Source organism: Amycolatopsis sp. Hca4 (genome assembly GCF_013364075.1).
Taxonomy (GTDB): Bacteria; Actinomycetota; Actinomycetes; order Mycobacteriales; family Pseudonocardiaceae; genus Amycolatopsis.
Genome location: NZ_CP054925.1, coordinates 7,871,139 through 7,891,914 on the forward strand (window position 1 = coordinate 7,871,139; position 20,776 = coordinate 7,891,914).

General features: G+C 71.2%; 26 protein-coding genes. 19 read left to right on the plus strand and 7 right to left on the minus strand.

Features of this window, described 5'->3' with window-relative positions; genetic code table 11:
- Positions 1 to 5: 5 nt before the first annotated feature.
- On the minus strand, positions 6 to 629 hold the full coding sequence (locus tag HUT10_RS35720; protein WP_176175212.1) for a LysE family translocator: 624 nt from the start codon (positions 627 to 629) through the stop codon (positions 6 to 8).
- Positions 629 to 1,255 carry a LysE family translocator gene (locus HUT10_RS35725; RefSeq protein WP_176175213.1) on the minus strand — a complete coding sequence of 209 codons (627 nt, stop codon included), beginning with the start codon at positions 1,253 to 1,255 and terminating at the stop codon, positions 629 to 631. The genes HUT10_RS35720 and HUT10_RS35725 overlap by 1 nt, the downstream gene beginning before the upstream one ends.
- 152 nt (positions 1,256 to 1,407) lie before the next feature.
- Between HUT10_RS35725 and HUT10_RS35730 the strand changes: the two genes are divergently transcribed.
- The 3 genes from HUT10_RS35730 to HUT10_RS35740 all read left to right on the plus strand — a co-directional run bounded on the left by HUT10_RS35730 (position 1,408) and on the right by HUT10_RS35740 (position 4,596).
- Positions 1,408 to 1,929: a PH domain-containing protein gene (locus HUT10_RS35730; RefSeq protein WP_176175214.1), complete on the plus strand. Its 522-nt coding sequence runs from the start codon at positions 1,408 to 1,410 to the stop codon at positions 1,927 to 1,929.
- Positions 1,930 to 1,982: 53 nt separating this feature from the next.
- The gene (locus tag HUT10_RS35735) at positions 1,983 to 2,495 is read left to right on the plus strand and encodes a hypothetical protein (protein WP_176175215.1); all 513 of its coding nucleotides are present in this window, start codon (positions 1,983 to 1,985) and stop codon (positions 2,493 to 2,495) included.
- A gap of 85 nt (positions 2,496 to 2,580) precedes the next feature.
- Entirely contained in the window at positions 2,581 to 4,596 is a 2,016-nt protein-coding gene (locus HUT10_RS35740; protein ID WP_176175216.1) for a protein meaA, read from the plus strand.
- On the opposite strand, the gene HUT10_RS35745 is transcribed toward HUT10_RS35740, so the two are convergent.
- Entirely contained in the window at positions 4,589 to 5,131 is a 543-nt protein-coding gene (locus HUT10_RS35745; protein WP_176175217.1) for a cysteine hydrolase family protein, read from the minus strand. The genes HUT10_RS35740 and HUT10_RS35745 overlap by 8 nt on opposite strands.
- A gap of 72 nt (positions 5,132 to 5,203) precedes the next feature.
- Between HUT10_RS35745 and HUT10_RS35750 the strand changes: the two genes are divergently transcribed.
- The 4 genes from HUT10_RS35750 to HUT10_RS35765 all read left to right on the plus strand — a co-directional run bounded on the left by HUT10_RS35750 (position 5,204) and on the right by HUT10_RS35765 (position 7,959).
- On the plus strand, positions 5,204 to 6,163 hold the full coding sequence (locus HUT10_RS35750; RefSeq protein ID WP_176175218.1) for a GlxA family transcriptional regulator: 960 nt from the start codon (positions 5,204 to 5,206) through the stop codon (positions 6,161 to 6,163).
- Positions 6,160 to 6,933 carry an enoyl-CoA hydratase-related protein gene (locus HUT10_RS35755; protein WP_176175219.1) on the plus strand — a complete coding sequence of 258 codons (774 nt, stop codon included), beginning with the start codon at positions 6,160 to 6,162 and terminating at the stop codon, positions 6,931 to 6,933. The genes HUT10_RS35750 and HUT10_RS35755 overlap by 4 nt, the downstream gene beginning before the upstream one ends.
- A 64-nt stretch (positions 6,934 to 6,997) precedes the next feature.
- The gene (locus HUT10_RS35760) at positions 6,998 to 7,498 is read left to right on the plus strand and encodes a TetR/AcrR family transcriptional regulator (RefSeq protein ID WP_254897168.1); all 501 of its coding nucleotides are present in this window, start codon (positions 6,998 to 7,000) and stop codon (positions 7,496 to 7,498) included.
- Entirely contained in the window at positions 7,495 to 7,959 is a 465-nt protein-coding gene (locus HUT10_RS35765; protein WP_176175221.1) for a DUF2867 domain-containing protein, read from the plus strand. Before HUT10_RS35760 ends, HUT10_RS35765 begins: the two co-directional genes overlap by 4 nt.
- On the opposite strand, the gene HUT10_RS35770 is transcribed toward HUT10_RS35765, so the two are convergent.
- Complete coding sequence (locus tag HUT10_RS35770) at positions 7,931 to 8,476, minus strand: NUDIX hydrolase (protein ID WP_176175222.1); 546 nt, start codon at positions 8,474 to 8,476, stop codon at positions 7,931 to 7,933. The two genes, HUT10_RS35765 and HUT10_RS35770, sit on opposite strands and share 29 nt — an antisense overlap.
- A 37-nt stretch (positions 8,477 to 8,513) precedes the next feature.
- On the opposite strand from HUT10_RS35770, the gene nucS reads away from it, so the two are divergent.
- The 10 genes from nucS to HUT10_RS35820 all read left to right on the plus strand — a co-directional run bounded on the left by nucS (position 8,514) and on the right by HUT10_RS35820 (position 18,038).
- Positions 8,514 to 9,173: an endonuclease NucS gene (gene nucS, locus HUT10_RS35775; RefSeq protein ID WP_167384890.1), complete on the plus strand. Its 660-nt coding sequence runs from the start codon at positions 8,514 to 8,516 to the stop codon at positions 9,171 to 9,173.
- A 2-nt stretch (positions 9,174 to 9,175) separates the two neighbouring features.
- A complete protein-coding gene (locus tag HUT10_RS35780; RefSeq protein ID WP_176175223.1) occupies positions 9,176 to 9,382 on the plus strand; it encodes a DUF1653 domain-containing protein in 207 nt (68 codons plus the stop codon).
- A gap of 382 nt (positions 9,383 to 9,764) precedes the next feature.
- Positions 9,765 to 10,541 carry a hypothetical protein gene (locus tag HUT10_RS35785; RefSeq protein WP_176175224.1) on the plus strand — a complete coding sequence of 259 codons (777 nt, stop codon included), beginning with the start codon at positions 9,765 to 9,767 and terminating at the stop codon, positions 10,539 to 10,541.
- A gap of 199 nt (positions 10,542 to 10,740) precedes the next feature.
- Positions 10,741 to 12,438, plus strand: a complete 1,698-nt coding sequence (locus HUT10_RS35790) for a sodium:solute symporter family protein (RefSeq protein WP_176175225.1) — start codon at positions 10,741 to 10,743, stop codon at positions 12,436 to 12,438.
- Between the two features lie 9 nt (positions 12,439 to 12,447).
- Positions 12,448 to 12,735: a hypothetical protein gene (locus tag HUT10_RS35795; protein ID WP_176175226.1), complete on the plus strand. Its 288-nt coding sequence runs from the start codon at positions 12,448 to 12,450 to the stop codon at positions 12,733 to 12,735.
- 47 nt (positions 12,736 to 12,782) lie between these two features.
- On the plus strand, positions 12,783 to 13,775 hold the full coding sequence (locus HUT10_RS35800) for a DUF3558 domain-containing protein (protein ID WP_254897169.1): 993 nt from the start codon (positions 12,783 to 12,785) through the stop codon (positions 13,773 to 13,775).
- A gap of 67 nt (positions 13,776 to 13,842) precedes the next feature.
- Entirely contained in the window at positions 13,843 to 14,844 is a 1,002-nt protein-coding gene (dhaK, locus tag HUT10_RS35805) for a dihydroxyacetone kinase subunit DhaK (protein WP_176175228.1), read from the plus strand.
- A complete protein-coding gene (gene dhaL / locus HUT10_RS35810; RefSeq protein WP_176175229.1) occupies positions 14,844 to 15,470 on the plus strand; it encodes a dihydroxyacetone kinase subunit DhaL in 627 nt (208 codons plus the stop codon). Before dhaK ends, dhaL begins: the two co-directional genes overlap by 1 nt.
- Positions 15,467 to 16,150: a dihydroxyacetone kinase phosphoryl donor subunit DhaM gene (gene dhaM, locus HUT10_RS35815; RefSeq protein ID WP_176175230.1), complete on the plus strand. Its 684-nt coding sequence runs from the start codon at positions 15,467 to 15,469 to the stop codon at positions 16,148 to 16,150. The genes dhaL and dhaM overlap by 4 nt, the downstream gene beginning before the upstream one ends.
- Before the next feature lie 118 nt (positions 16,151 to 16,268).
- Complete coding sequence (locus HUT10_RS35820; RefSeq protein WP_176175231.1) at positions 16,269 to 18,038, plus strand: 3-hydroxyacyl-CoA dehydrogenase family protein; 1,770 nt, start codon at positions 16,269 to 16,271, stop codon at positions 18,036 to 18,038.
- On the opposite strand, the gene tsaA is transcribed toward HUT10_RS35820, so the two are convergent.
- From tsaA to HUT10_RS35835, 3 genes are read right to left on the minus strand one after another with little or no spacing between them, the layout of a single operon-like run.
- Complete coding sequence (tsaA, locus tag HUT10_RS35825) at positions 18,039 to 18,449, minus strand: tRNA (N6-threonylcarbamoyladenosine(37)-N6)-methyltransferase TrmO (protein ID WP_254897170.1); 411 nt, start codon at positions 18,447 to 18,449, stop codon at positions 18,039 to 18,041.
- Positions 18,446 to 18,874, minus strand: coding sequence for a nucleoside deaminase (locus tag HUT10_RS35830; RefSeq protein ID WP_176175232.1), 429 nt, complete (start codon positions 18,872 to 18,874; stop codon positions 18,446 to 18,448). The genes tsaA and HUT10_RS35830 overlap by 4 nt, the downstream gene beginning before the upstream one ends.
- Positions 18,871 to 19,710 (minus strand): LLM class flavin-dependent oxidoreductase, encoded by an 840-nt coding sequence (locus HUT10_RS35835; RefSeq protein ID WP_176175233.1) that lies wholly within the window; start codon positions 19,708 to 19,710, stop codon positions 18,871 to 18,873. The genes HUT10_RS35830 and HUT10_RS35835 overlap by 4 nt, the downstream gene beginning before the upstream one ends.
- Before the next feature lie 93 nt (positions 19,711 to 19,803).
- Here HUT10_RS35835 and HUT10_RS35840 point away from each other — a divergent pair, with 93 nt between their 5' ends.
- Together HUT10_RS35840 and HUT10_RS35845 are read left to right on the plus strand one after the other, a co-directional pair.
- Entirely contained in the window at positions 19,804 to 20,268 is a 465-nt protein-coding gene (locus tag HUT10_RS35840; protein WP_176175234.1) for an Lrp/AsnC family transcriptional regulator, read from the plus strand.
- Positions 20,252 to 20,776 (plus strand): adenylate kinase, encoded by a 525-nt coding sequence (locus tag HUT10_RS35845; protein WP_176175235.1) that lies wholly within the window; start codon positions 20,252 to 20,254, stop codon positions 20,774 to 20,776. Before HUT10_RS35840 ends, HUT10_RS35845 begins: the two co-directional genes overlap by 17 nt.

The following is a 20,776-nucleotide window of genomic DNA, read 5'->3' on the forward strand; positions in this document are numbered from 1 at the left end:
CGAGGCTAGGCCTCCAGGGCGAGCGCCGCGCCGAATCCCACGAGTGCAGTGCCCGTCGCGCCGTCCAGTACCCGCCGCACCTTCCGCTGCCGCAACCAGTCGCGGACCCGGTGCACGAACAACAGCAGCAGCACCTGCCACACCACTCCCAGACCCGCGACCGTGTACGCGAGCAGCAGCGAGTCCCCGAGCGTCGACGACGGCGTCAGGAACTGCGGCAGCACCGACAGGTACAGCACGATGACCTTCGGGTTGGTGATGTTGGACAGGAAGCCTTCGCGGAACCGCCGTCCGCGGGAGGTGCGGGCCCTGCGGACGTCGTCGAGGGCCTCGTAGTTGCCGCGCCAGGCGCCGCGGAGGGCCTGGATGCCGAGGAAGACCAGGTACGCGGCGCCGAGCCACTTCACCGTCTCGAACACCGGCTGGTAGCGGGTGATCAGCGCACCCAGGCCGAGGGCGGCCGCGGTGCCCTGCAGGAAGTTCGCGACGGTGATGCCGGCGCACGCCCAGCCGCCGCCGCGGGCGCCGCCGCCGCGGGCGTTCTTCAGCACGACCATGGTGTCCGGGCCCGGCATCATCGCCAGGAAGGCCATCATCCCGGCGAACCCGGCGTAGGTGCTCCAGCTCATCAGGACTCCAGCGCGAGGGCGGCGCCGAAGCCGAGCAGCGCGGTACCGGTGACGCCGTCCAGCGCACGCCGCACCCGGCGGCGCTCCAGCCAGGCCCGCACCCGGTGCACGAAGACCAGCAGCACCAGCAACCACAACACACCCAGCACGGCGACGGTGTAGGCGAGGGCGAGCGCGTCCCACGTCGTCGTGCGCGCCGGGTCGAGGAACTGCGGCAGCACGGACAGGTAGAGGACGAGCACCTTCGGGTTGGTGATGTTGGAGAGGAAACCCTCGCGGAACCGCCGGAAACCCCCGCCCCGGCGCCGCTGGGCCTGCTCGACGGCATGGTAGTCACCGCGGAAGGCGCCGCGCAGGGCCTGGAAGCCGAGGAAGACCAGGTAGGCGGCCCCGGCCCACTTGAGCGCGAGGAACACCGGCTGCGACCGGGCGATGAGGACACCGAGCCCGAGCGCGGCGGCACTGCCCTGAGCGGCGTTCCCCGCGAAGATGCCGAGCGAGGCGAGGAGGCCGCCCCGGAACCCGCCGGAGAGGGCGTTCTTGAGCATCACCATCGTGTCCGGTCCCGGAGCGAGGACGATCAGGACCACGATGACCAGGTAACTCCCGTACGAACTCCACGTCACGGCTGTCCACGCTAATCGACGGGGTGGGCTCCGGTCTCGCGGATTTCCTCACCGGGTTCGTTGCGCGTTCGGCCACGCACGGAGGGTGCGGGCGGGTACCGGGTCGCGGGTGAGGCTCGGCGGGAGGGCCTCCGCCGGAGTAGTGTTCGGCCATGTCAGCAGGGGAAATCGAGCTGTTGCCCGGTGAGCGCGTGCTCTGGGCCGGCGAGCCGGTCCACCGTCCGCTCTACGTGGCCGCGGACGGGGTGATCGCCCCCGCCGGGCTCGTCCTCGCAGCCGCCGCGCTTTGGTACCTGCTCACGCAGCAGCCGAACGGACTCGTTCCGGCCGCCGCGGTCGTCGCTCTGGTGCTCGGCCTCTACGGTGCCGTCGGGCGGTCGGTCCTGCGGTACCTCGCGCTCGGGCGCACCACCTACGCGGTCACCGACAGCCGGATCATCGCGCGGTCCGGGCTGTTCCGGCAGAGGGAACGCTCCAGCGAGCTGGCCGGCCTGCCCGCGCCGGCGCTCAAGGCGGGCCCGTCGCGCACCGGGACCCTCTCCTTCGGCGGCCCGGGAACGGTGACGCTGATCGGCGTCGGCGAGCCCAAGCGCGTCCGCGACCTGCTCACCAAGGCGATCGACGAGGCCAAGGCCCGCCAGGCCCCGCCGGAAGCCGGCAGTTCGGCCGCCTGAGCCGGGCAACCCGCACGACCTCGCGGTGCGTCTGCCCGGCAAAGGAGGTCGCCGTGGACGAACCGCTGATCGCCCTGGAACCGGGGGAGCGGCTGTTGTGGTCGGGACGGCCGCGGCGGGTCGCCCCGACGGGGCTCGAGTGGTACCGCGTCGGTTTCGGCTCGGTCATGGTGTCGGGGTTCGCCGCCGCCATCGGGCTGCCGGCCCCGGCGCCGGCCGTGACCCTGGGGAGCCTCGGGCTGGCCGTCGTCTGGGGGCCGGTGCTCTGGCGGCTCCGCACGACGCGCCGCGAGGTGTACGCGGTGACCGACCAGCGGGTCGTGGTGGCCGACCGCGTCTCGGGCCGCACCCGCGCGTACGAGTACCTGAGTGCGCTGGAGCCGCCGGTCGTCCGGCGCGACCAGGACGGCAGCGGCAGGCTCACGCTCGCGAGGCGGGACGCGTCGGTGCACCTGCTCGGCCACTCGGTGCCGAAGCGGCGTCAACCGGCCCCGATCGAGCTGTTCGACGTGCCGGACGTCGACGGGGTGCGCGACCTGATCGTGCAGGAGCAGGCTGCGGACTGACGTCACCCGGACGTGTTCGATTCCACTGCCACCATAAGTTACCGGTCGGTACACTCGACGAAACGTCCACCGCCGGAGGTGCCCAGTGCCGTACCCAACGGACCGCGAGCGAGACCGACCGTGGGTGATGCGGACCTACGCGGGGCACTCCTCCGCGGCCGCGTCCAACGAGCTCTACCGGCGCAACCTGGCGAAGGGGCAGACCGGCCTCTCGGTGGCCTTCGACCTGCCCACCCAGACCGGCTACGACCCGGACCACCAGCTTTCCCGCGGCGAAGTCGGCAAGGTCGGCGTCCCGGTGTCGCACATCGGCGACATGCGCCGGCTCTTCGACGGCATCCCGCTCGCCGAGGCCAACACGTCGATGACCATCAACGCGCCGGCCATGTGGCTGCTCGCGCTGTACGTCTCCGTGGCGCGCGAGCAGGCCGAGGCCGAGGGCCGTGACGTTGACGAGGTGCTCGCCAAGCTCACCGGCACCACGCAGAACGACATCATCAAGGAGTACCTGTCCCGCGGGACCTACATCTTCCCGCCGGGGCCGAGCCTGCGGCTGATCACCGACGTGATCGCCTGGACCGTGCACCACGTCCCCAAGTGGAACCCGATCAACATCTGCAGCTACCACCTGCAGGAAGCCGGTGCGACGCCGACGCAGGAAGTCGCCTACGCGCTGTGCACCGCGATCGCCGTGCTCGACGCCGTCCGCGACTCCGGGCAGGTCGACGAAGCCGACATGGGCAAAGTCGTCGCGCGGATCTCGTTCTTCGTCAACGCCGGCGTCCGGTTCGTCGAGGAGATGTCCAAGATGCGCGCGTTCACCGCGCTCTGGGACGAAATCACGCGCGACCGTTACGGCGTAACGGATCCCAAGGCCCGCCGCCTGCGCTACGGCGTCCAGGTCAACTCGCTCGGGCTCACCGAAGCCCAGCCGGAGAACAACGTCCAGCGGATCGTGCTCGAGATGCTCGCGGTGTCGCTGTCCCGCGGCGCCCGCGCCCGCGCGATCCAGCTGCCCGCGTGGAACGAGGCCCTCGGCCTGCCGCGGCCGTGGGACCAGCAGTGGGCGCTGCGGATGCAGCAGGTGCTCGCCTTCGAGACGGACCTGCTGGAGTACGAGGACATCTTCGACGGCTCGCACGTCATCCAGGCCAAGGTCGACGAGATCATGGCCGGGGCCCGTGAAGAGATCGCCCGCGTGCAGGACCTCGGCGGCGCGGTCGCCGCGGTCGAGAGCGGGTACATGAAGTCGCAGCTGGTCGCCTCGCTGGCCGAGTACCGCCGCGAGATGGAGAACGGCGAGCGGGTCCTGGTCGGGGTCAACAAGTTCGAGACGACCGAGCCGTCGCCGCTGCAGGCCGAGGGGGCGAAGGCGATCGAGACGATCGACCCCGCCGTCGAGAAGGCCGCCGTCACGGCGATCGAGGAATGGCGTACCCAGCGCGACAACGACGCCGTCGAGCGGTCGCTGGCCACGCTGAAGGAACGCGCGCAGACCGCGGAGAACCTCTTCGAGGCCACTGTGGACTGCGCGCGGGCCGGCGTGACCACCGGCGAGTGGGCCGGCGCGCTGCGCGAGGTGTTCGGCGAATACCGCGCGCCCACCGGCGTTTCCGCGGCGGCCGCGGGCGGGGGCGACCCGGCGCTCGAGCGCGTGCGCGAGCGGGTCCGCGAAACCGAGGCGGAGCTGGGCGAGCGGCTGCGGATCCTGGTCGGCAAGCCCGGCCTCGACGGGCACTCCAACGGCGCCGAGCAGGTCGCCGTCCGGGCGCGCGACGCCGGCTTCGAGGTCGTCTACCAGGGCATCCGGCTGACGCCCGAGCAGATCGTCGCGGCTGCGGTCCAGGAAGGCGTGCACGTCGTCGGGCTGTCGGTGCTCTCCGGCTCGCACCTCGAGGTCGTGCCGCACGTCGTCGACGGCCTGCGTGCGGCCGGCGCCGGGGACGTTCCGGTGATCGTCGGCGGGATCATCCCGCCGGACGACGCCGCGCTGCTGACCGAACGCGGCATCGCCCGGGTGTTCACGCCCAAGGACTACGAGCTGACCGGGATCATGGACGGCATCGTCAGCCTGATCCGCGAGCGGCACGGCCTCAGCTGAACTCGCCGAGGATGTCCTTTGTGGACTTCACGGTGGCGAACTGGTTCGCCAGGTTCGCCGCCGTGACCCGGTAGAGCTCGTCCGCGGTCACGCCCGGCAGGTCGAAGGTGAACGTGGCGTCGAGGGCGAACGTGACGTCGTAGCCGAGGTTCCCGCCCATCCGCGCGGTGGTTTCGCAGCAGAAGTTCGTCTGGATACCGGCCACCACGAACCCGGTGATGCCGCGCTTGCGCAGCCACGCGTCGAGGTCGACGTCGCCGATGAAGGCCGAGTTGACCTTCTTGCCGAACACCAGGTCCGGCCGCGCGCCGTCGAGTTCGGGCTTGAAGTCGTTGCCCGGCTGGCCCGGCCGCAGCGGCGAGCCGGGCTTGGGCGAGTCGTGGTGCACGAGCACCACCGGGAGCCGTCGTTCCTGCCACGCGTCGAGCAGGGCCTTCATGTTCGCTTCGGCGCCCGGGTTGTTGCGCGGGCCCCAGAACTCCGGGTCGTCGAACCCGCGCTGGACGTCGATCAGGATGAGTGCCGTTTCGGTCATGCCGTCGAGTTTCGCGGGCTCCCGGTGCGCCGGGGGAGTGGCAGAAGACGCGCGATGCGGTACTTTTCTGCCATGCGCACCATCGGCGTCGTCCTGCTGCCCGGCACCCGGATGTTCGACCTCGCGGTGATCGGCGAGGTCTGGGGCCAGGACCGCACCGACAGCGGCATCGGCCCCTTCACGGTCCGCCTGTGCAGCCCCGGGCGGGTGCGGACGGCCGTGTCGCCCTTCGGTGACGTCGCGGCCACGCACGGGCTCGCCGGCCTCGACGACTGCGACCTCGTGCTGGCGCCGGGCCGCAACGACCCCCTCGCCGCGGTGCCCTCGGCGGCGGTGAGTGCGCTGCGCCGGGCCCACCGGGACGGGCGGACGGTCGCGGGGCTGTGCTCCGGCGCGTTCACCCTCGCCGCCGCCGGTCTCCTCGACGGCCGTCCGGCGACGACGCACTGGCGCGACCTCGACGCGTTGGCCCGCATCGCACCGCGGGCCGACCTCCGGCGCGATGTGCTCTACACCGACGACGGCGGCGTCCTGACGTCCGCAGGGGTCGTCGGCGGCCTCGACCTGTGCCTGTACCTGGTCCGCCGCGATCACGGCGCCGAGGTCGCCGCCCGCCTCGCGCGCCGGCTGGTGATGCCGCCGGCGCGGGAAGGCGGGCAGCGGCAGTACGTCGACAGCCCGGTGCCCGCCGCCACGCAGCCGGGCTTGTCGTCCACAATGGACTGGGCGCTGGCGCGCCTGGGTTCCGGGATCGGCGTCGAGGACCTGGTCGGGCACGCGCGGATGAGCGAACGGACGTTCCACCGCGAGTTCGCCGCGGCCACCGGGGTGACGCCGGGACGCTGGCTGCGCGTGCAACGCGTCCGGCTCGCGCAGCAGCTCCTGGAGACGACGTCGTTGCCGGTCGACCGCGTGGCGGAGCGGTCCGGGCTGGGGACCGCGGCGAACCTGCGCCGCCGGATGCACGCCGAGGTCGGCGTCGGCCCGGACAGCTATCGGCGCACCTTCCGAAGAGTTACGGTCGAGGCATGACCGAGTACCAGCACATCCTGGTCAAGCGCGACGGTGACACCGTCACGATCACGATGAACCGGGCGGCCCGGCGCAACTCGCTGTCCGCCGAGCACCTCGCCGAGCTGCTCGCCGCGTTCCACGAGGCGGGGACGTCCGACGCGACGGGCATCGTGCTGGCCGGCGCGGGCCCGGTGTTCTCGGCCGGCCACGACTTCGGCGACGTCGCCGCGCGCGACCTGATGGGCGTGCGCGAACTGCTCAGGCTGTGCACGGACCTGATGCAGACCATGCAGTCGGTGCCGCAGGTCGTCATCGCGCGGGTGCACGGCCTGGCGACGGCGGCGGGCTGCCAGCTGGTGGCGTCGTGCGACCTCGCGATCGCTGCCGAATCCGCGGGCTTCGCGCTGCCGGGCGGCAAGGGCGGCTGGTTCTGCCACACGCCGGCGGTCCCGGTGGCCCGCTCGATCGGCCGGAAGCGGCTGATGGAGCTGGCGCTGACCGGCGACGTCATCGACGCGCCCACCGCGCTCGACTGGGGCCTGGTCAACCGGGTTGTGCCCGACGAGCAGCTCGACGACGCCGTCGCGGAGCTGCTGGGCCGGGCGACGCGCGGCAGCCGCGCCAGCAAGACGATGGGCAAGGTGACCCTGTACGCCCAGCTCGACCGGCCCGAGGCGGACGCCTACGCGATCGCTCTGGAGGTCATGGCGTCGGCGTCGCAGCTGCCCGGCGCCCGCGAAGGCATGGCGGCGTTCCTGGAGAAGCGCAAGCCCTCCTGGCCCGACTGACGTCCCCGGCTCCGGCCGCGGTTCCATGGTGGCCGCGGACCGTACCATACGGTATGGTATGGCCATGGCGAGCAGGCGTGACTGGCTGGACGCGGGGCTGGTGCTGCTGGCCGAGCAGGGCGCGCCGGCGGTGACGGTCGAGCGGCTGACCGAGCGGCTCGGCCTGTCGAAGGGCTCCTTCTACCACCACTTCAAGGGCACGGGCGGGTTCCGCACGGCCCTGCTGGAGCACTTCGAGACCGAGCGCACGACCCGGTTCGTGGAGCAGGCGGAGGCGGCGCCGGACGGCAGGCTGGGCGCGCTGCTGAAGCTCGTCCTCGCGCCGGGGCCGGGCCTCGGGCTGGAGATCGCCGTGCGGGCCTGGGCCCTGCAGGACGCCGAAGCGCGGGCGGTCCAGGAGCGCGTCGACCGGACCCGGGTGGCCTACCTGACCGAGGTCAGCGGCGACGCCGGCCTGGCGCAGGCGCTGTACCTGATCGTCGTCGGCGCCGGGCAAGTCGTGCCGCCGCTGTCCGGGCGGCAGCTCAAGGACGCGCTGGAACTGGTACTGGGGAGAGCGAAATGACCGAACCGTTCGCCGAGGGCGCGGACTACGTCGAGTTCAAGGAGATCGAGAGCGAGAACAGCCTGCGCGAGTTCGTCGCCGGCGTGTTCGGCTGGTCGCCGGCCTGGGTGAAGGCCCTCTTCGGCGTCCGGTACCTGCTCGCGAAGGCGCTGCGGCTGGAGACCGCGTCCGTGCCGCGATCCGGCCGGCTGCGGCCCGAGGACGTCGGGTTCGCGCCCGGCGACCGGGTGGCGTTCTTCACGGTCCGGGCCGGCGATCCCGAGCGCTACCTCGTCGCGGGTGTCGACGACAGTCACCTGACCGGGTACCTGACGGTCGAGGCGATCCCCCGCGGCTTCCGGCTCGGCACGCTCGTGCACTTCCACAACCGCGTCGGCCCGGCCTACTTCGCGCTCATCAAGCCGTTCCACCACCTGGTGATCCGCGGGATGCTCAAGGCCGGTGCCGCTCGGACAGCGTGAGCTGCGCCCACGCCGCGATCGACTGCGCGTCGGTGATCTCGCCGGCGAGGATCATCTTCTCGACGTCGGCGCGGGCGAACCACGCGCTGCGCATGTCCTGTTCCTCGTGCTCGCGTTCCGGCTCGCCCTCGGTGATGTCCGTGGCGAGGAACACCCAGCCCCGCTGGCTGCTCATGCCGGCGGCGACGTCGAGCTTGCCGAGCGGGACCATCGAGCCGGCCCGCAGCCCGGTCTCTTCGCGCAGTTCACGCACGGCGAGCTCGGCAGGCGGCACGTCCGCCAGGTTCGGCGCGGTGCCCTGCGGGAACTCCCAGCGCCGCTCGCCGAGCGGGTAGCGGAACTGCTCGACCAGCCGGAACCGGTCGCCGTCCTGGGCGATGACCAGTGCGTACGACGGCTTGTCGATCACGCCGTAGATGCCCGGCGAGCCGTCGGAGCGGCGGATCTCGTCCTCCCGCACGGTCATCCAGTTGTTCCGGTACACCTCGCGGGACGCGACACGCTGAATGGGGTCCACGCGCCCAGTATCACCGACCCTGTCCTACCCTCCTCGGGTGCGTCTCGTGATCGCGCGGTGCCAGGTCGACTACGCCGGCCGGCTGACCGCCCACCTGCCGATGGCCACCCGCCTGCTGCTCGTCAAGTCCGACGGCTCGGTGTCGGTGCACTCCGACGACCGTGCGTACAAGCCGTTGAACTGGATGAGCCCGCCCTGCTGGCTGATCGAGGACGGCAAGCTCTGGATCGTGGAGAACAAGCAGGGCGAGAAGCTGGTGATCTCGATCGAAGAGGTCTTCCACGACTACTCACAGGCCCTGGGCGCGGAACCGGGCCTGCAGAAGGACGGCGTGGAAGCGCACCTGCAGGAACTCCTGGCCGAGCACATCAAAACCCTGGGCGACGGCTACACACTGGTCCGCCGCGAATTCCCGACGGCGATCGGCCCGGTCGACATCATGGCCCGCGACGCCGAAGGCCGTTCGGTGGCGGTCGAGATCAAGCGCCGCGGCGAAATCGACGGTGTCGAGCAGCTGACGCGGTACCTGGAGCTGCTCAACCGCGACCCGCTCCTGGCGCCGGTGCAGGGCGTGTTCGCGGCCCAGATCATCAAGCCACAGGCCCGCACACTGGCCGAGGACCGCGGAATCCGCTGCTTGACCCTGGACTACGACGAGCTGCGCGGCATCGAGTCCGACGAGTTCCGGCTGTTCTGACGGTGGAGCCGGGGCGGTACGTCCACTACAAGGGTGGCGAGTACGAGGTGGTGGGCGTCGCCCGGCACAGCGAGACCGAAGAGGAACTCGTGGTGTACCGCGCGCTCTACGGCGAGCGCGGGCTGTGGGTGCGGCCGAAGGCGATGTTCGCCGGGACGGTGGAGACGCCCGCCGGGCGCGTGCCGCGCTTCCGGCGGGCTGCGGACTGACCGCTGTCGTTGAAAAATCGACCCCACGGCTGCCCGAACGAGCGGTATCCGGGGCGATACCGAATCGATGCCGAAATCGATGTATCTGATTCGGTGGTTATTACTCCGCCAGGAAATCTTTGACCCGATAGCCGCCCGTGTGGTCAGCGGAAACTTTTTCACCGCGATTCGTGCGCTGTTCGGGTGAGATCGGGATCTTATTCGACCGTGCTGTGCCACACTTGATTCGAGGGGTTCCGCCGGGGTTCCGGTGTGGCCGGAGGGTGGTGCGCTCGGCCGTCTTTCTTCGTCGTGCCAACGTTTCAGTCCGCCTTCGAGCTCGGGGTGCGCATGCCATCCGGCCGGCGTGTGCGCATTTTTGCCTGCACGCAAGGAGGAAGACATGCGTTATCGCCCACTCGGTTCCGATCCGGCCGACCCGCGGCTGGGCCGGTTCATTCCGGACGACTGGCGGCACGTCGAAAGGTATCCGCTCGGCGCGCTGGCCGAGGAGGACCGGCCCACCCGGTCGCCGGTCGTGATCGGGGTCAACTGGTACTCCGCCTTCGACTCGCCGGAGCAGGACGAGACCTCCGGTGAGTTCTTCATCGCGAAGGCCGGCGTCAAGAAACTCGGCCACATCCGCGGCGGCCACTGCGTGTGCCTCGAGCCGGGTGGCACGCCGGACACCGATGCCTGGTACGCGTTCTACGACCAGGGTCACGAGGGCGCCTGCGTCGGCTTCGGCTGGTCGCGGTGCATGTCGATCTTCAACGGCAGCGAGTACACGGCCCGCTGGCTCTGGGACCAGGCCAAGCTGCGCGACGAGTGGCCCGAGACGAACCCCGGTGACGAGAACGGCACGTCGGTGCGGGCCGCGGCCGAGGTGCTCAAGGAGACCGGGCACGTCCTGTGGGACGACTCGTACGCGAACGACGACTGGCAGGCCCGCGAGAAGTACACCCCCGAGGCCAAGCAGGGCATCAAGGCGTTCCGCTGGGCGAAGTCGGTCGACGACGTGCACTCCGTGCTCGGCAACCCGCGGGCCGACGCGCTCGGCGCCGTGCCGATCCTCAACTCGTGGGGCCCGGGCTTCCCGCACCGGACCTACCTGCCGGACGAAGTGCTGGCCCACCTGATCTCCGAGGACGGCGAGATCGCCGTGCCGACCGACCGCTGATCCCGCTCCGCTCCCGCGGCGCGCCGAACGAGGGCGCGTCCTCCCTGGTCAACGCCGGGAGGACGCGCCCTCTGACCATTTTGGACACGTCGGCGTGCCGACCCTGAATCCATGCAGTACTGTCCGGATCCGACGGGATGCTGGTGATTCCTGTCGGTTCTTGTCCTGTTTCAAAAAGGAACTGCCGGAGGTGGGTCGGGTGCTCGTCCTAGCCGATGCGAACCTGCGACTCGACGCGAGCGCGATCGACTACATCGAATTGGCGTTCTACTTCGTTCTCGTGCTGGGCATCGGGTACCTGGCGCGGCGGCAGGTGTCGAGCAGCCTCGACTTCTTCCTGTCCGGCCGGTCGCTGCCCGCCTGGGTCACCGGCCTGGCGTTCATCTCGGCGAACCTCGGCGCGGTCGAGGTGATGGGCATGTCGGCCAACGGCGCCCAGTACGGCCTGCCGACCGTGCACTACTTCTGGATCGGCGCCATCCCGGCGATGCTGTTCCTCGGCATCGTGATGATGCCCTTCTACTACGGCTCCAAGGTCCGCAGCGTCCCGGAGTTCATGCGGCGGCGCTTCGGCAAGCCGGCCCACCTGGTCAACGGCGTCAGCTTCGCCGCGGCCCAGATCCTCATCGCGGGCGCGAACCTGTTCCTGCTGGCCAGCGTGGTGAACCTGCTGCTGGGCTGGCCGCTGTGGGTGTCGATCATCGTCGCCGCCGCGATCGTGCTCTCCTACACCGCGCTCGGCGGCCTCTCCGCCGCCATCTACAACGAGGTCCTGCAGTTCTTCGTCATCGTCATCGCGCTGGTGCCGCTGACGATCATCGGCCTGGTCAAGGTCGGCGGCTGGCAGGGCCTGGTCGACAAGGTGACCAACAGCCCGGGCGGCACCGCGCAGCTGCACTCGTGGCCCGGTGACAACCTGACCGGCTTCGGCAACAGCCTCCTTTCGGTGCTGGGCATCGTCTTCGGCCTCGGCTTCGTGCTCTCCTTCGGCTACTGGACGACGAACTTCGTCGAGGTCCAGCGTGCGATGGCGTCCAAGAGCATGTCGGCCGCGCGGCGCACGCCGATCATCGGCGCGTTCCCGAAGATGCTGGTGCCGTTCATCGTGATCATCCCCGGCATGATCGCCGCGGTCACCGTGTCCGAGTACGTCAAGGACAAGCAGGTGCTGCTCGACGGCGGCAAGGCCGAAAGCGGCGTCACGTTCAACAACGCGCTGCTGCTGCTGATGCGCGACCTGCTGCCCAACGGCATGCTCGGCATCGCCATCGCCGGTCTGCTGGCCTCGTTCATGGCCGGTATGGCGGCGAACCTGAGCTCGTTCAACACGGTCTTCACGTACGACATCTGGCAGACGTACGTGAAGAAGGACAAGCCGGACCACTACTACCTGAACCTGGGCCGCGTGGTGACGTCGGCAGGCACGATCCTGGCGATCGGCACCGCGTTCATCGCGTCGAACTCCGGCAACATCCTGAACTACCTGCAGGACCTGTTCTCCTTCTTCAACGCGCCGCTGTTCGCGACGTTCATCCTGGGCATGTTCTGGAAGCGGATGACCCCGCACGCCGGCTGGAGCGGCCTGGTGCTCGGGACCGCGTCCGCGATCACGATCTGGGGCCTGTCGCAGGCCGGGGTGATCGGCCTGGAAGGCCAGGGCACCAGCTTCGTCGCCGCCGGTGTCGCCTTCGTGGTCGACATCGTGGTGAGCGTCGTCGTCTCGCTGGCGACCAAGCCGAAGCCGGACGAGGAGCTGGTCGGCCTGGTCTACTCGCTCACGCCGAAGGAGACCCGCCAGCACGACTCGACCGGCGAGAACGCGGGCTGGTACCGCAAGCCGGGCCTGCTCGCGGGCATCGTGCTCGTCCTGACCATCGCCCTGAACGTCATCTTCTAGGAGGTCGGAATGGCTACCGAGTCGCAGCCGCGCGCACACAAGGCAGGCGCCTTCGACATCCGGCTGATCATCGCCCTGCTGATCGGCGTCTACGGCGTCATCCTCACCGTGATGGGCATCGGCTTCACCTCCGACGAGGAGATCGCGAAGGCGGCCGGCGTCAACATCAACCTGTGGGCCGGGATCGGCATGCTGGTGGTCTCGGCGCTGTTCGTCACCTGGGCGCTGGTCCGCCCGCTCGTCGTGCCGGCCGAGCCGGCGGCCGAGACGGGCGACACACCGGCGGCGGGCGAATAGCCGGGTTGTCCGGACAGCGGCGCGAAGGTGCCGCTACCGTGCACCGCGTGTTCCTCGACGTTCGGCGCCGCCGTTTCCCGAAGCTGTTCCTGCTGGTCACCGCGCTCGCGCTGCCGCTGACGGCGTGCGGGCCGGACCTCGGCAAGTCCAACTTCGCCCGGACGACGGTGCCCGCCGCGGCCGGCTCCGGCCAGGTCGCCGACGGCCCGATCACCGACCCCGCCGTGGCGGCCGGCGTGCTCCGCACGATCCAGCCGTGCCAGTTCCTGACCAAGGACGCCCTCGGCGGGCTGGGCCTCGGCACGGCCGGGGACGACCCGTCGCCGTCGTCCATCGCCTTCGACACCTGCAGCAACAAGGTGAAGGACCCCGGCGGCAAGGAGATCCGGCTCGAGCTCGAGATCGGCAGCACCGTGGCGCCGCGGGCGGACAAGACGACCGGGGCGGCCGGCGGCCTGCCGCTGCGGGTGAACAAGACCGGCGACACCGACTGCACGGTCGCCGCGATGACGGCGCTCAACCCGGACCTGGCGCTCGAGGTGTCGGTCACCTACGCCGGTGACCCCTGCCGCCCCGGGCAGGCGCTCGTCGAGGCCGTCGTCCAGAAGCTGCACAACTCGCCGGAGAAGTACTCGACGCCCGCGGGCACCGTGCTGACCGCCGACCCGTGCGCGATGGCCGACGCGGCGGCGGTGACCGCCGTCGTGCCGTCCGCGAAGCCCGCGCCCTCGGGCCTGCACTCGTGCGAGTGGAAGGACCGGGGCCCCTCGGTGACGGTCGGGTTCCGGCCGGGCCTGCCGCCGCTGGCCGGCGACGGTTACTCCAAGGTGGACCTCGGCGGCGGCGTGACCGCCTTCCAGAAGCAGCAGACCGGGGGTTCGGCCCGGTGCAAGGTGGAGTGGCAGCACCGGCCGTGGCAGGGCGACGACGTCGAACTGGCCCAGGTGGACTACCAGGGCTACGACGACAACGACGGCGATCCGTGCGGCAAGGCGGTGGCCGTGGCGAAGAACGTGGTCACCAAGCTCCCCAAACCCTGACCTGGCGGCGAGCCGCGCGGAGAGGTAGGAAGGGGACACCCCACCCGCCGATGTGCCGGAGGCTGCCGTGAAGAAGATCATCAACGATCCGGCGAACGTGGTCGCCGAGTCGCTGCGGGGCCTCGCCGCAGCGCACGCCGATGTCCTTCGTGTCCAGTACGACCCGGACGTCGTGATCAGAGCCGACGCCCCGGTCGCGGGGAAGGTCGCCGTCATCTCCGGCGGTGGGTCCGGGCACGAGCCGCTGCACGGCGGCTTCGTCGGCCGGGGCATGCTCGCCGCCGCCGTGCCCGGCGCGGTGTTCACCTCGCCGACGCCGGACGCGGTGCAGGCCGCGGTCACCGCGACCACCGGCGAGGCGGGCGCCCTACTCATCGTGAAGAACTACACCGGCGACGTGCTGAACTTCGAGACGGCCGCCGAGCTGGCCGCCGCCGAGGGCCTCGAGGTGCGCAGCGTGGTGATCGACGACGACGTCGCGGTCAAGGACTCGACGTACACCGCCGGCCGCCGTGGGGTCGGCGGCACGGTGCTGCTGGAGAAGATCACCGGCGCCGCCGCCGAGCGCGGCGACTCGCTCGACGCCGTGACCGCGCTGGCGCAGAAGGTGATCGGCCAGGTCCGGTCGATCGGCGTCGCGCTCACCGCGCCGACCGTGCCGCACGCCGGCACCCCCAGCTTCGACCTCGCCGACGACGAGATCGAGTTCGGCATCGGCATCCACGGCGAGCCCGGTCGCGAGCGGCTGTCGGCCGAGCCGGCCGACGCGCTGGTGGCGCGGATGGTCGAGGCCGTCGTGTCGGACCTGCCCTTCGCCTCGGGCGACCGCGTGCTGCTGTTCACCAACTCGATGGGCGGCACCCCGCTCGTCGAGCTCTACCTGGCCCACGGCATCGCCGAGCGGCTGCTGGCCGATCGTGGGATCGTGGTCGAGCGCCGGCTGGTCGGCCCGTACATCACCAGCCTCGAGATGCAGGGGATGAGCTTGACGCTGCTCAAACTGGACGACGAGCTGACCGAGCTGTGGGACGCGCCGGTCAACACCGCGGCCCTGCGGTGGGGGCTCTGATGGCCTGTACCGCCGAAGGGGTCGCGGCCGCGGTGCGCGCCGCCGCCGCGGTGGTCGCCGAGCACCGCGTGGAGCTGATCGACCTCGACCGCGCGATCGGCGACGGCGACCACGGCGAGAACCTCAACCGCGGTTTCGCGGCCGTCGTGGCGGCGCTGGACTCCGCGGTTCCGGACACCCCCGGCGGGGTGCTGAAGCTCGTCGCGACGACGTTGATCTCCAAGGTCGGCGGGGCCGCGGGGCCGTTGTACGGCACGGCTTTCCTGCGTGCGTCGGCCAAGCTGGGCGCGGCCGCCGACCTCGACGTCCCGGCGCTGCTGGACGCGCTGCGCGCCGGCCTCGAAGGCGTCCAGGCCCGCGGCAAGGCGGTGGGCGGTGACGCGACCATGGTCGACGCCCTGATCCCCGCGGTGGCGGCCGCGGAGAAGGCGGCCGAGGGCGGCGACGTCGCCGCGGTGCTGACCGCGGCGGCCGACGCGGCCGACACCGGCGCGGAGTCCACTGTGGACCTCGTGCCGCGGAAGGGCCGGGCGTCCTACCTCGGCGAGCGGGCGGTGGGGCACCTCGACCCCGGCGCCCGGTCGTCGGCCCTGTTGCTGCGGGCGTTCGCGGAGGCCGCCCGGTGAGCGTGGGAATCGTGCTCGTGTCGCACAGTGCGAAGCTCGCCGAAGGCCTCGCCGAGCTGGCCGCCCAGATGGCGCCGGACGTCACCATCGTGCCGGCCGGCGGCCTCTCCGACGGCTCGATCGGCACGGACTACGACGAGGTCGTCGCCGCCACCCAGCGCGCGGACTCCGGCGACGGCGTCGTGCTGCTCTACGACCTCGGCAGTGCCCAGATGACCGCGGAGCTCGCCGTCGAATCGCTGGCCGATCCCTCGGCCGCGATCGTCGCCGACGGCCCGCTGGTCGAGGGCGCGATCGCCGCGGCCGTCGCCGCGCAGGCCGGGCGGGACCGCAAGGCGGTGGCCGAAGCCGCCGCGGCGGCCGGCCTCCCGGAGGACCTGGCGCCGCCCGCCGGAGACGACGCCGACACCGCCGACACCGCCGAAATCGAACTGGAGCTGCACAACGAGGTCGGGTTGCACGCCCGGCCCGCCGCGGTGCTGGTGCGCACGCTCAGCGGGTTCGACGCCGAGGTGACCGTGCGGCTCGGCGACCAGGAGGCCGACGGCCACAGCGTCCTGGCCCTGATGTCGCTCGGCGCCCGCCAGGGCGACCGGATCCGCGTCCGGGCGCGCGGGCCGCAGGCTTCCGCCGCGCTGGAGAAGGCGAAAGAGCTGGTGGACGGCAATTTCGGCGAGTGAGGCGGCGTCGCCGACCGGGTGACTTGAGCGGTACTGACTCGATTCCGTCTGGGCTTCCGGCGGTGGCCCTGGCAGTATCGAGGCCAATTACCAGCGAGTAACATCTCTGGAGGCCTCGATGGCGCGGGACATTTCGACGGTCGGTGTGGTCGGCCTGGGCACCATGGGGGCCGGCATCGCCGAAGTGCTCGCGCGCAGCGGGCTCGACGTGATCACGGTCGAACTCGACGAAGCCGGGGTGGCCCGCGGCCGCGGCCACCTCGAGCACTCCACCGAACGCGCGCTCGCCGGCGGCAAGCTGGACGCGGCCGGGCGTGCGGCGCTGCTGGGCCGGATCCGCTACCGCACGTCGCTTTCCGATCTGTCCGAAGTGGACCTGGTGATCGAGGCGATCCCGGAGAGCCTCGAGCTGAAGGCCGAGGTCTTCGCCGAGCTGGACAAGATCACCCGGCCTGAAGTGGTCTTCGCGTCCAACACGTCGTCGCTGTCGATCACCGAGATCGGCGTGCACACCGCGCGGCCCGGCAAGGTCGTCGGGATGCACTTCTTCAACCCGGCGCCGGTGCTGAAGCTCGTCGAGATCGTCAAGACGGTGGTGACCGAACCGGACGTGGTCGCCGAAGTCGTCGAGTTCGCCGAGCGCCTGGGCAAGGTGCCGGTGGTGATCGGCGACCGCGCCGGCTTCATCGCCAACGCGCTGCTGTTCGGCTACCTCAACCACGCGGTGCGGATGTACGAGCAGCGCTACGCCACCCGCGAGGACCTCGACGCCGCGATGCGCTTCGGCTGCGGCTACCCGATGGGCCCGCTCGCGCTGCTCGACCTGATCGGGCTGGACACCGCGAACGAGATCCTCGACACGATGTACCACCAGTCCCGCAACCGCCTGCACGCGCCGGCGCCGCTGCTGAAGCAGATGATCACGGCGGGCCTGCTGGGCCGCAAGACCGGCCGGGGCTTCTACACCTACGACGCCCCGGACTCGCCCAACGTGGTCGTGGATGCGGCGGCAGCGTCCACAGTGGAGGGAGCCCCGCCGCGCCCGGTGGCGCGGGTCGGGGTGATCGGCACCGGGACGATGGCCACCGGCATCGCGGAGGTGTTCGCCAAGCGCGGCCTCGACGTGGTGCTGCGCGCCCGGAGCCTGGAGAAGGCGCAGGCATCCGTGGCTCGCGTCAAGAAGTCGCTCGACAAGGCCGTGGTCCGGGGCAAACTGTCCGAAGAGGACGCTGCGCTTGCCTTGGCTCGCATCACCCCGGTCACCGATTTCGAGGCACTGGCCGACGTCGACCTGGTCATCGAGGCGGTGGCCGAGGAACTGGCGGTCAAGCAGGCGGTGTTCGCCGCACTGGACGAGGTGGTCCGCCCCGGCGTGGTCCTGGCGACGACGACGTCTTCGCTGCCGGTGATCGAGTGCGCGGCCTCGACGTCCCGGCCCGCCGACGTGATCGGCCTCCACTTCTTCAACCCGGCCCCGGTGATGAAGCTGGTCGAGGTGGTGTCGACGATCGCGACCGCCCCGGACGTGGTGGCGACGGCGAGCGCGGTCTGCGCCGCGGTGGGCAAGCACGCGGTGCACTGCGGCGACCGCGCGGGCTTCATCGTCAACGCGTTGCTGTTCCCGTACCTCAACGACGCGGTGAAGATGCTGGAGGCCCACTACGCGGGCGCGGACGACATCGACACGGCCATGAAGGTCGGCTGCGGCCTGCCGATGGGCCCGTTCGAGCTGCTGGACGTCGTCGGCCTCGACGTCTCCCTGGCCATCCAGCGGACGCTCTACAACGAGTTCCGCGAAGAAGGCTTCGCGCCGGCGCCGCTGTTGGAGCACCTCGTGACAGCGGGGCGGCTGGGCCGGAAGACCGGGAAGGGCTTCAAGGACTACTGATCAGCGCTCGGTCACCTCGCCGAGGACCGGCTTCACGTCGAGGACCGGCGTGCCGTCGATGGCTTCGGAGCCGGTGACGGTCACCGTGCCGCCCTCCACCGCCGTCACCGTCACCGTGTGGAGGCCGATCGGGTTCGGACGGTCCGGAGAGCGCGTCGAGAACACACCCTGCAGCGGCCGGTCCGGGTCGCTGCGCGGGTGGACCGCCTGCACCTCGCGGTCCGCCTCGTGCAGCCACGTCAGGAGGACCAGGCGGTCGCCCGGGCGGAGGTCGGCCGCCGCCGCGGTGAACGCCGGGTCGAACACCACCCGGGACGGTGGCGCGCCCTCGTCGCCCTGCTTCGGGGCCGCCGCGCGGTCCGTCAGCGGTGACTCGATGCGCGCCACCGGGTGCACCTGGTAGCTCGTCACTTGTAGTAGCCCTCGACCGGCACCCGCGCCTCGTCGAACAGCGCGGGACCCTCCAGCTTGTGGTCGCCCCACGTCACCGGCGGCCGCAGGGTGAGGAACTGTTCCGTCGACAGCGCGAAGACGACCCGGCCGAGCCCGGACCGCTCGATCGCCCCGGTGCACATCCCGCACGGCTGCGTGCTGGTGAACATCGTCGTGGCCGCCGCGGTTTCCGGGTCGAGGTGCTGCGCCGCCCAGCGGGCCAGCTTCAGCTCCGGGTGGGCCGTGATGTCGTTGTCCGTCAACGAAGTGTTGCGGTCCTCGGCCAGGATGTTCCCGTCGGCGTCGGCCAGCAGGGAACCGAACGGCGGGTTGCCGTGTTCCTCGCGCGCTTCGCGGGCCAGCTCGATCGCCCGCCGCAGCAGGGTTTCTTCGGTGTCCTTCACCGGTTCTCCTTCCAGGACGCGGCCACCGCCGCGAGGTCTCGCCACGCCACCTCCGGGCGCAGCGTTTCGGCCGGGTCCGTGTCGAACGGGTCGAGCACGACCGTGTCCGCCCCCAGCGCCCCCAGCTGCGCCAGATCGTCGAGGACCTGCTCGAGCGTGCCGTGCCCGGCGAGCCGGTCCGGCCCGTCCACCGGCGCCGCCGTCAGCCGCAGCAGGATCCGCGGCGCGAAGGCGGGCACCGGCCGGTCGCCTGCCAGCTTTTCCAGGCGCCCCAGGCCTTCCCGGAACCCGGCCGGCGTCAGCCGCAGCGGGTGCCAGGCATCGCCGAGCTCGATCGCCCGGCGCAACCCGGCGTCGCTGTGCCCGCCGAGCCACAGCGGGATCGGGTCCACGCGGTAGTCGTCACGCTCGGCCCACGCGGCCCGGATCGCCCGCAGGTGCTCGGTGGTGAGCTTGCCGCGCTGCTCGAACGGCACGCCCAGCGCCTCGAACTCCTGCCTGGCCCAGCCGATCCCGGCCCCGATCACGAGCCGGCCGCCACTGAGCTGGTCGAGGTTCGCGGCCATCCGCGCCACCAGCAGGGGATGGCGGTACGGCACCACGAGCACGGTGGTGCCCAGCCGCACCTTCCGCGTCACGCCCGCCAGCCACGACAACGTCGTGAACGGCTCGTAGAACGGCGCCGGGTACTGCTCGGCGACGTCCGGCGTGATGGCGACGTGGTCGGACACCATCAGCAGGTCGAAACCGAGGCCCTCCACCGTCTGCGCCCAGGACCGCAGGACGCCCGGATCCGTGCCGGGGCCGAAGTTGGGGACGTTCACGCCGATCTTCACCGGGAAAGGCTATCGACGTTTTGCCCGGATCCGGAAGGGAACGATCACGGCGTTCGGCCCGTTCGGCCGTGGATCCCACGGTATGTTCGGGGAATGACCGAGAGTCTCGACGCGACGGACTGGGCGATCCTCGCCGAGCTCCAGCGCGACGCCCGGCTGCCGCTCACCGAGCTCGGCCGCCGGGTGAACCTCAGCGCGTCCGCGGCCACCGAACGCCTCCGGCGGCTCGAGTCCACCGGCGTGATCAGCGGCTACCGCGCCGAGATCGACCTCGGCAAGCTCGGCTACCCGGTGCTGGCCGTGGTCCGGCTCAAGTACCCGGGCAGCAGGCACGAGCCGTTGCACAAGCTGCTCGCCGAGCGCTCGGAGATCCTCGAATGCCTGCGCACCACCGGCGACGACTGCTACACGCTCAAGATCGCCGCGGCCTCCATGGCCCACCTCGAGCGCACGGTGGACGAGCTGTGCCAGTTCGGCAGCACGACCACGAACCTCGTCTACAGCCAGACCCTGCCCTACCGCGCCCCGCGGGAGCCCGCTCGTGACCTCGACGCCTGACCGCATCGTCGTCTACGGCGTCACCGGCTCGGGCAAGTCCACGCTCGCGGCCCGGATCGCCGAGCGCACCGGCCTGCCCTACCACTCCGCGGACGACATCTGCTGGCAGCCGGGCTGGGTCGGCACCCCCGACGACGAGCAGCGCCGCCTGGTCGCCGAGGTGTGCGGGGAGCCGCGCTGGGTCCTCGACGCCGTCTACAGCAAGTGGCAGGACGTCGTGCTGCCCCGCGCCGAACTGATCGTGGGCCTCGACTACCCGCGCTGGCTTTCGCTGAGCCGCCTGGTGCGCCGGACGTTCGTGCGGGCGGTGACCCGGCGCCGGATCTGCAACGGCAACGTCGAATCGTTCCGCCAGGTGTTTTCCACGGACTCGATCCTCCGCTGGCACTTCGCGTCGTTCGCGCGCAAGCGGGACCGCATCCGGGCCTGGGCGGCCGAGCCGCCCGGCCCGGCCGTCGTCCGGCTGACGTCCCCGCGCCAGACCCGCCGCTGGCTCGAAACGCTCTGA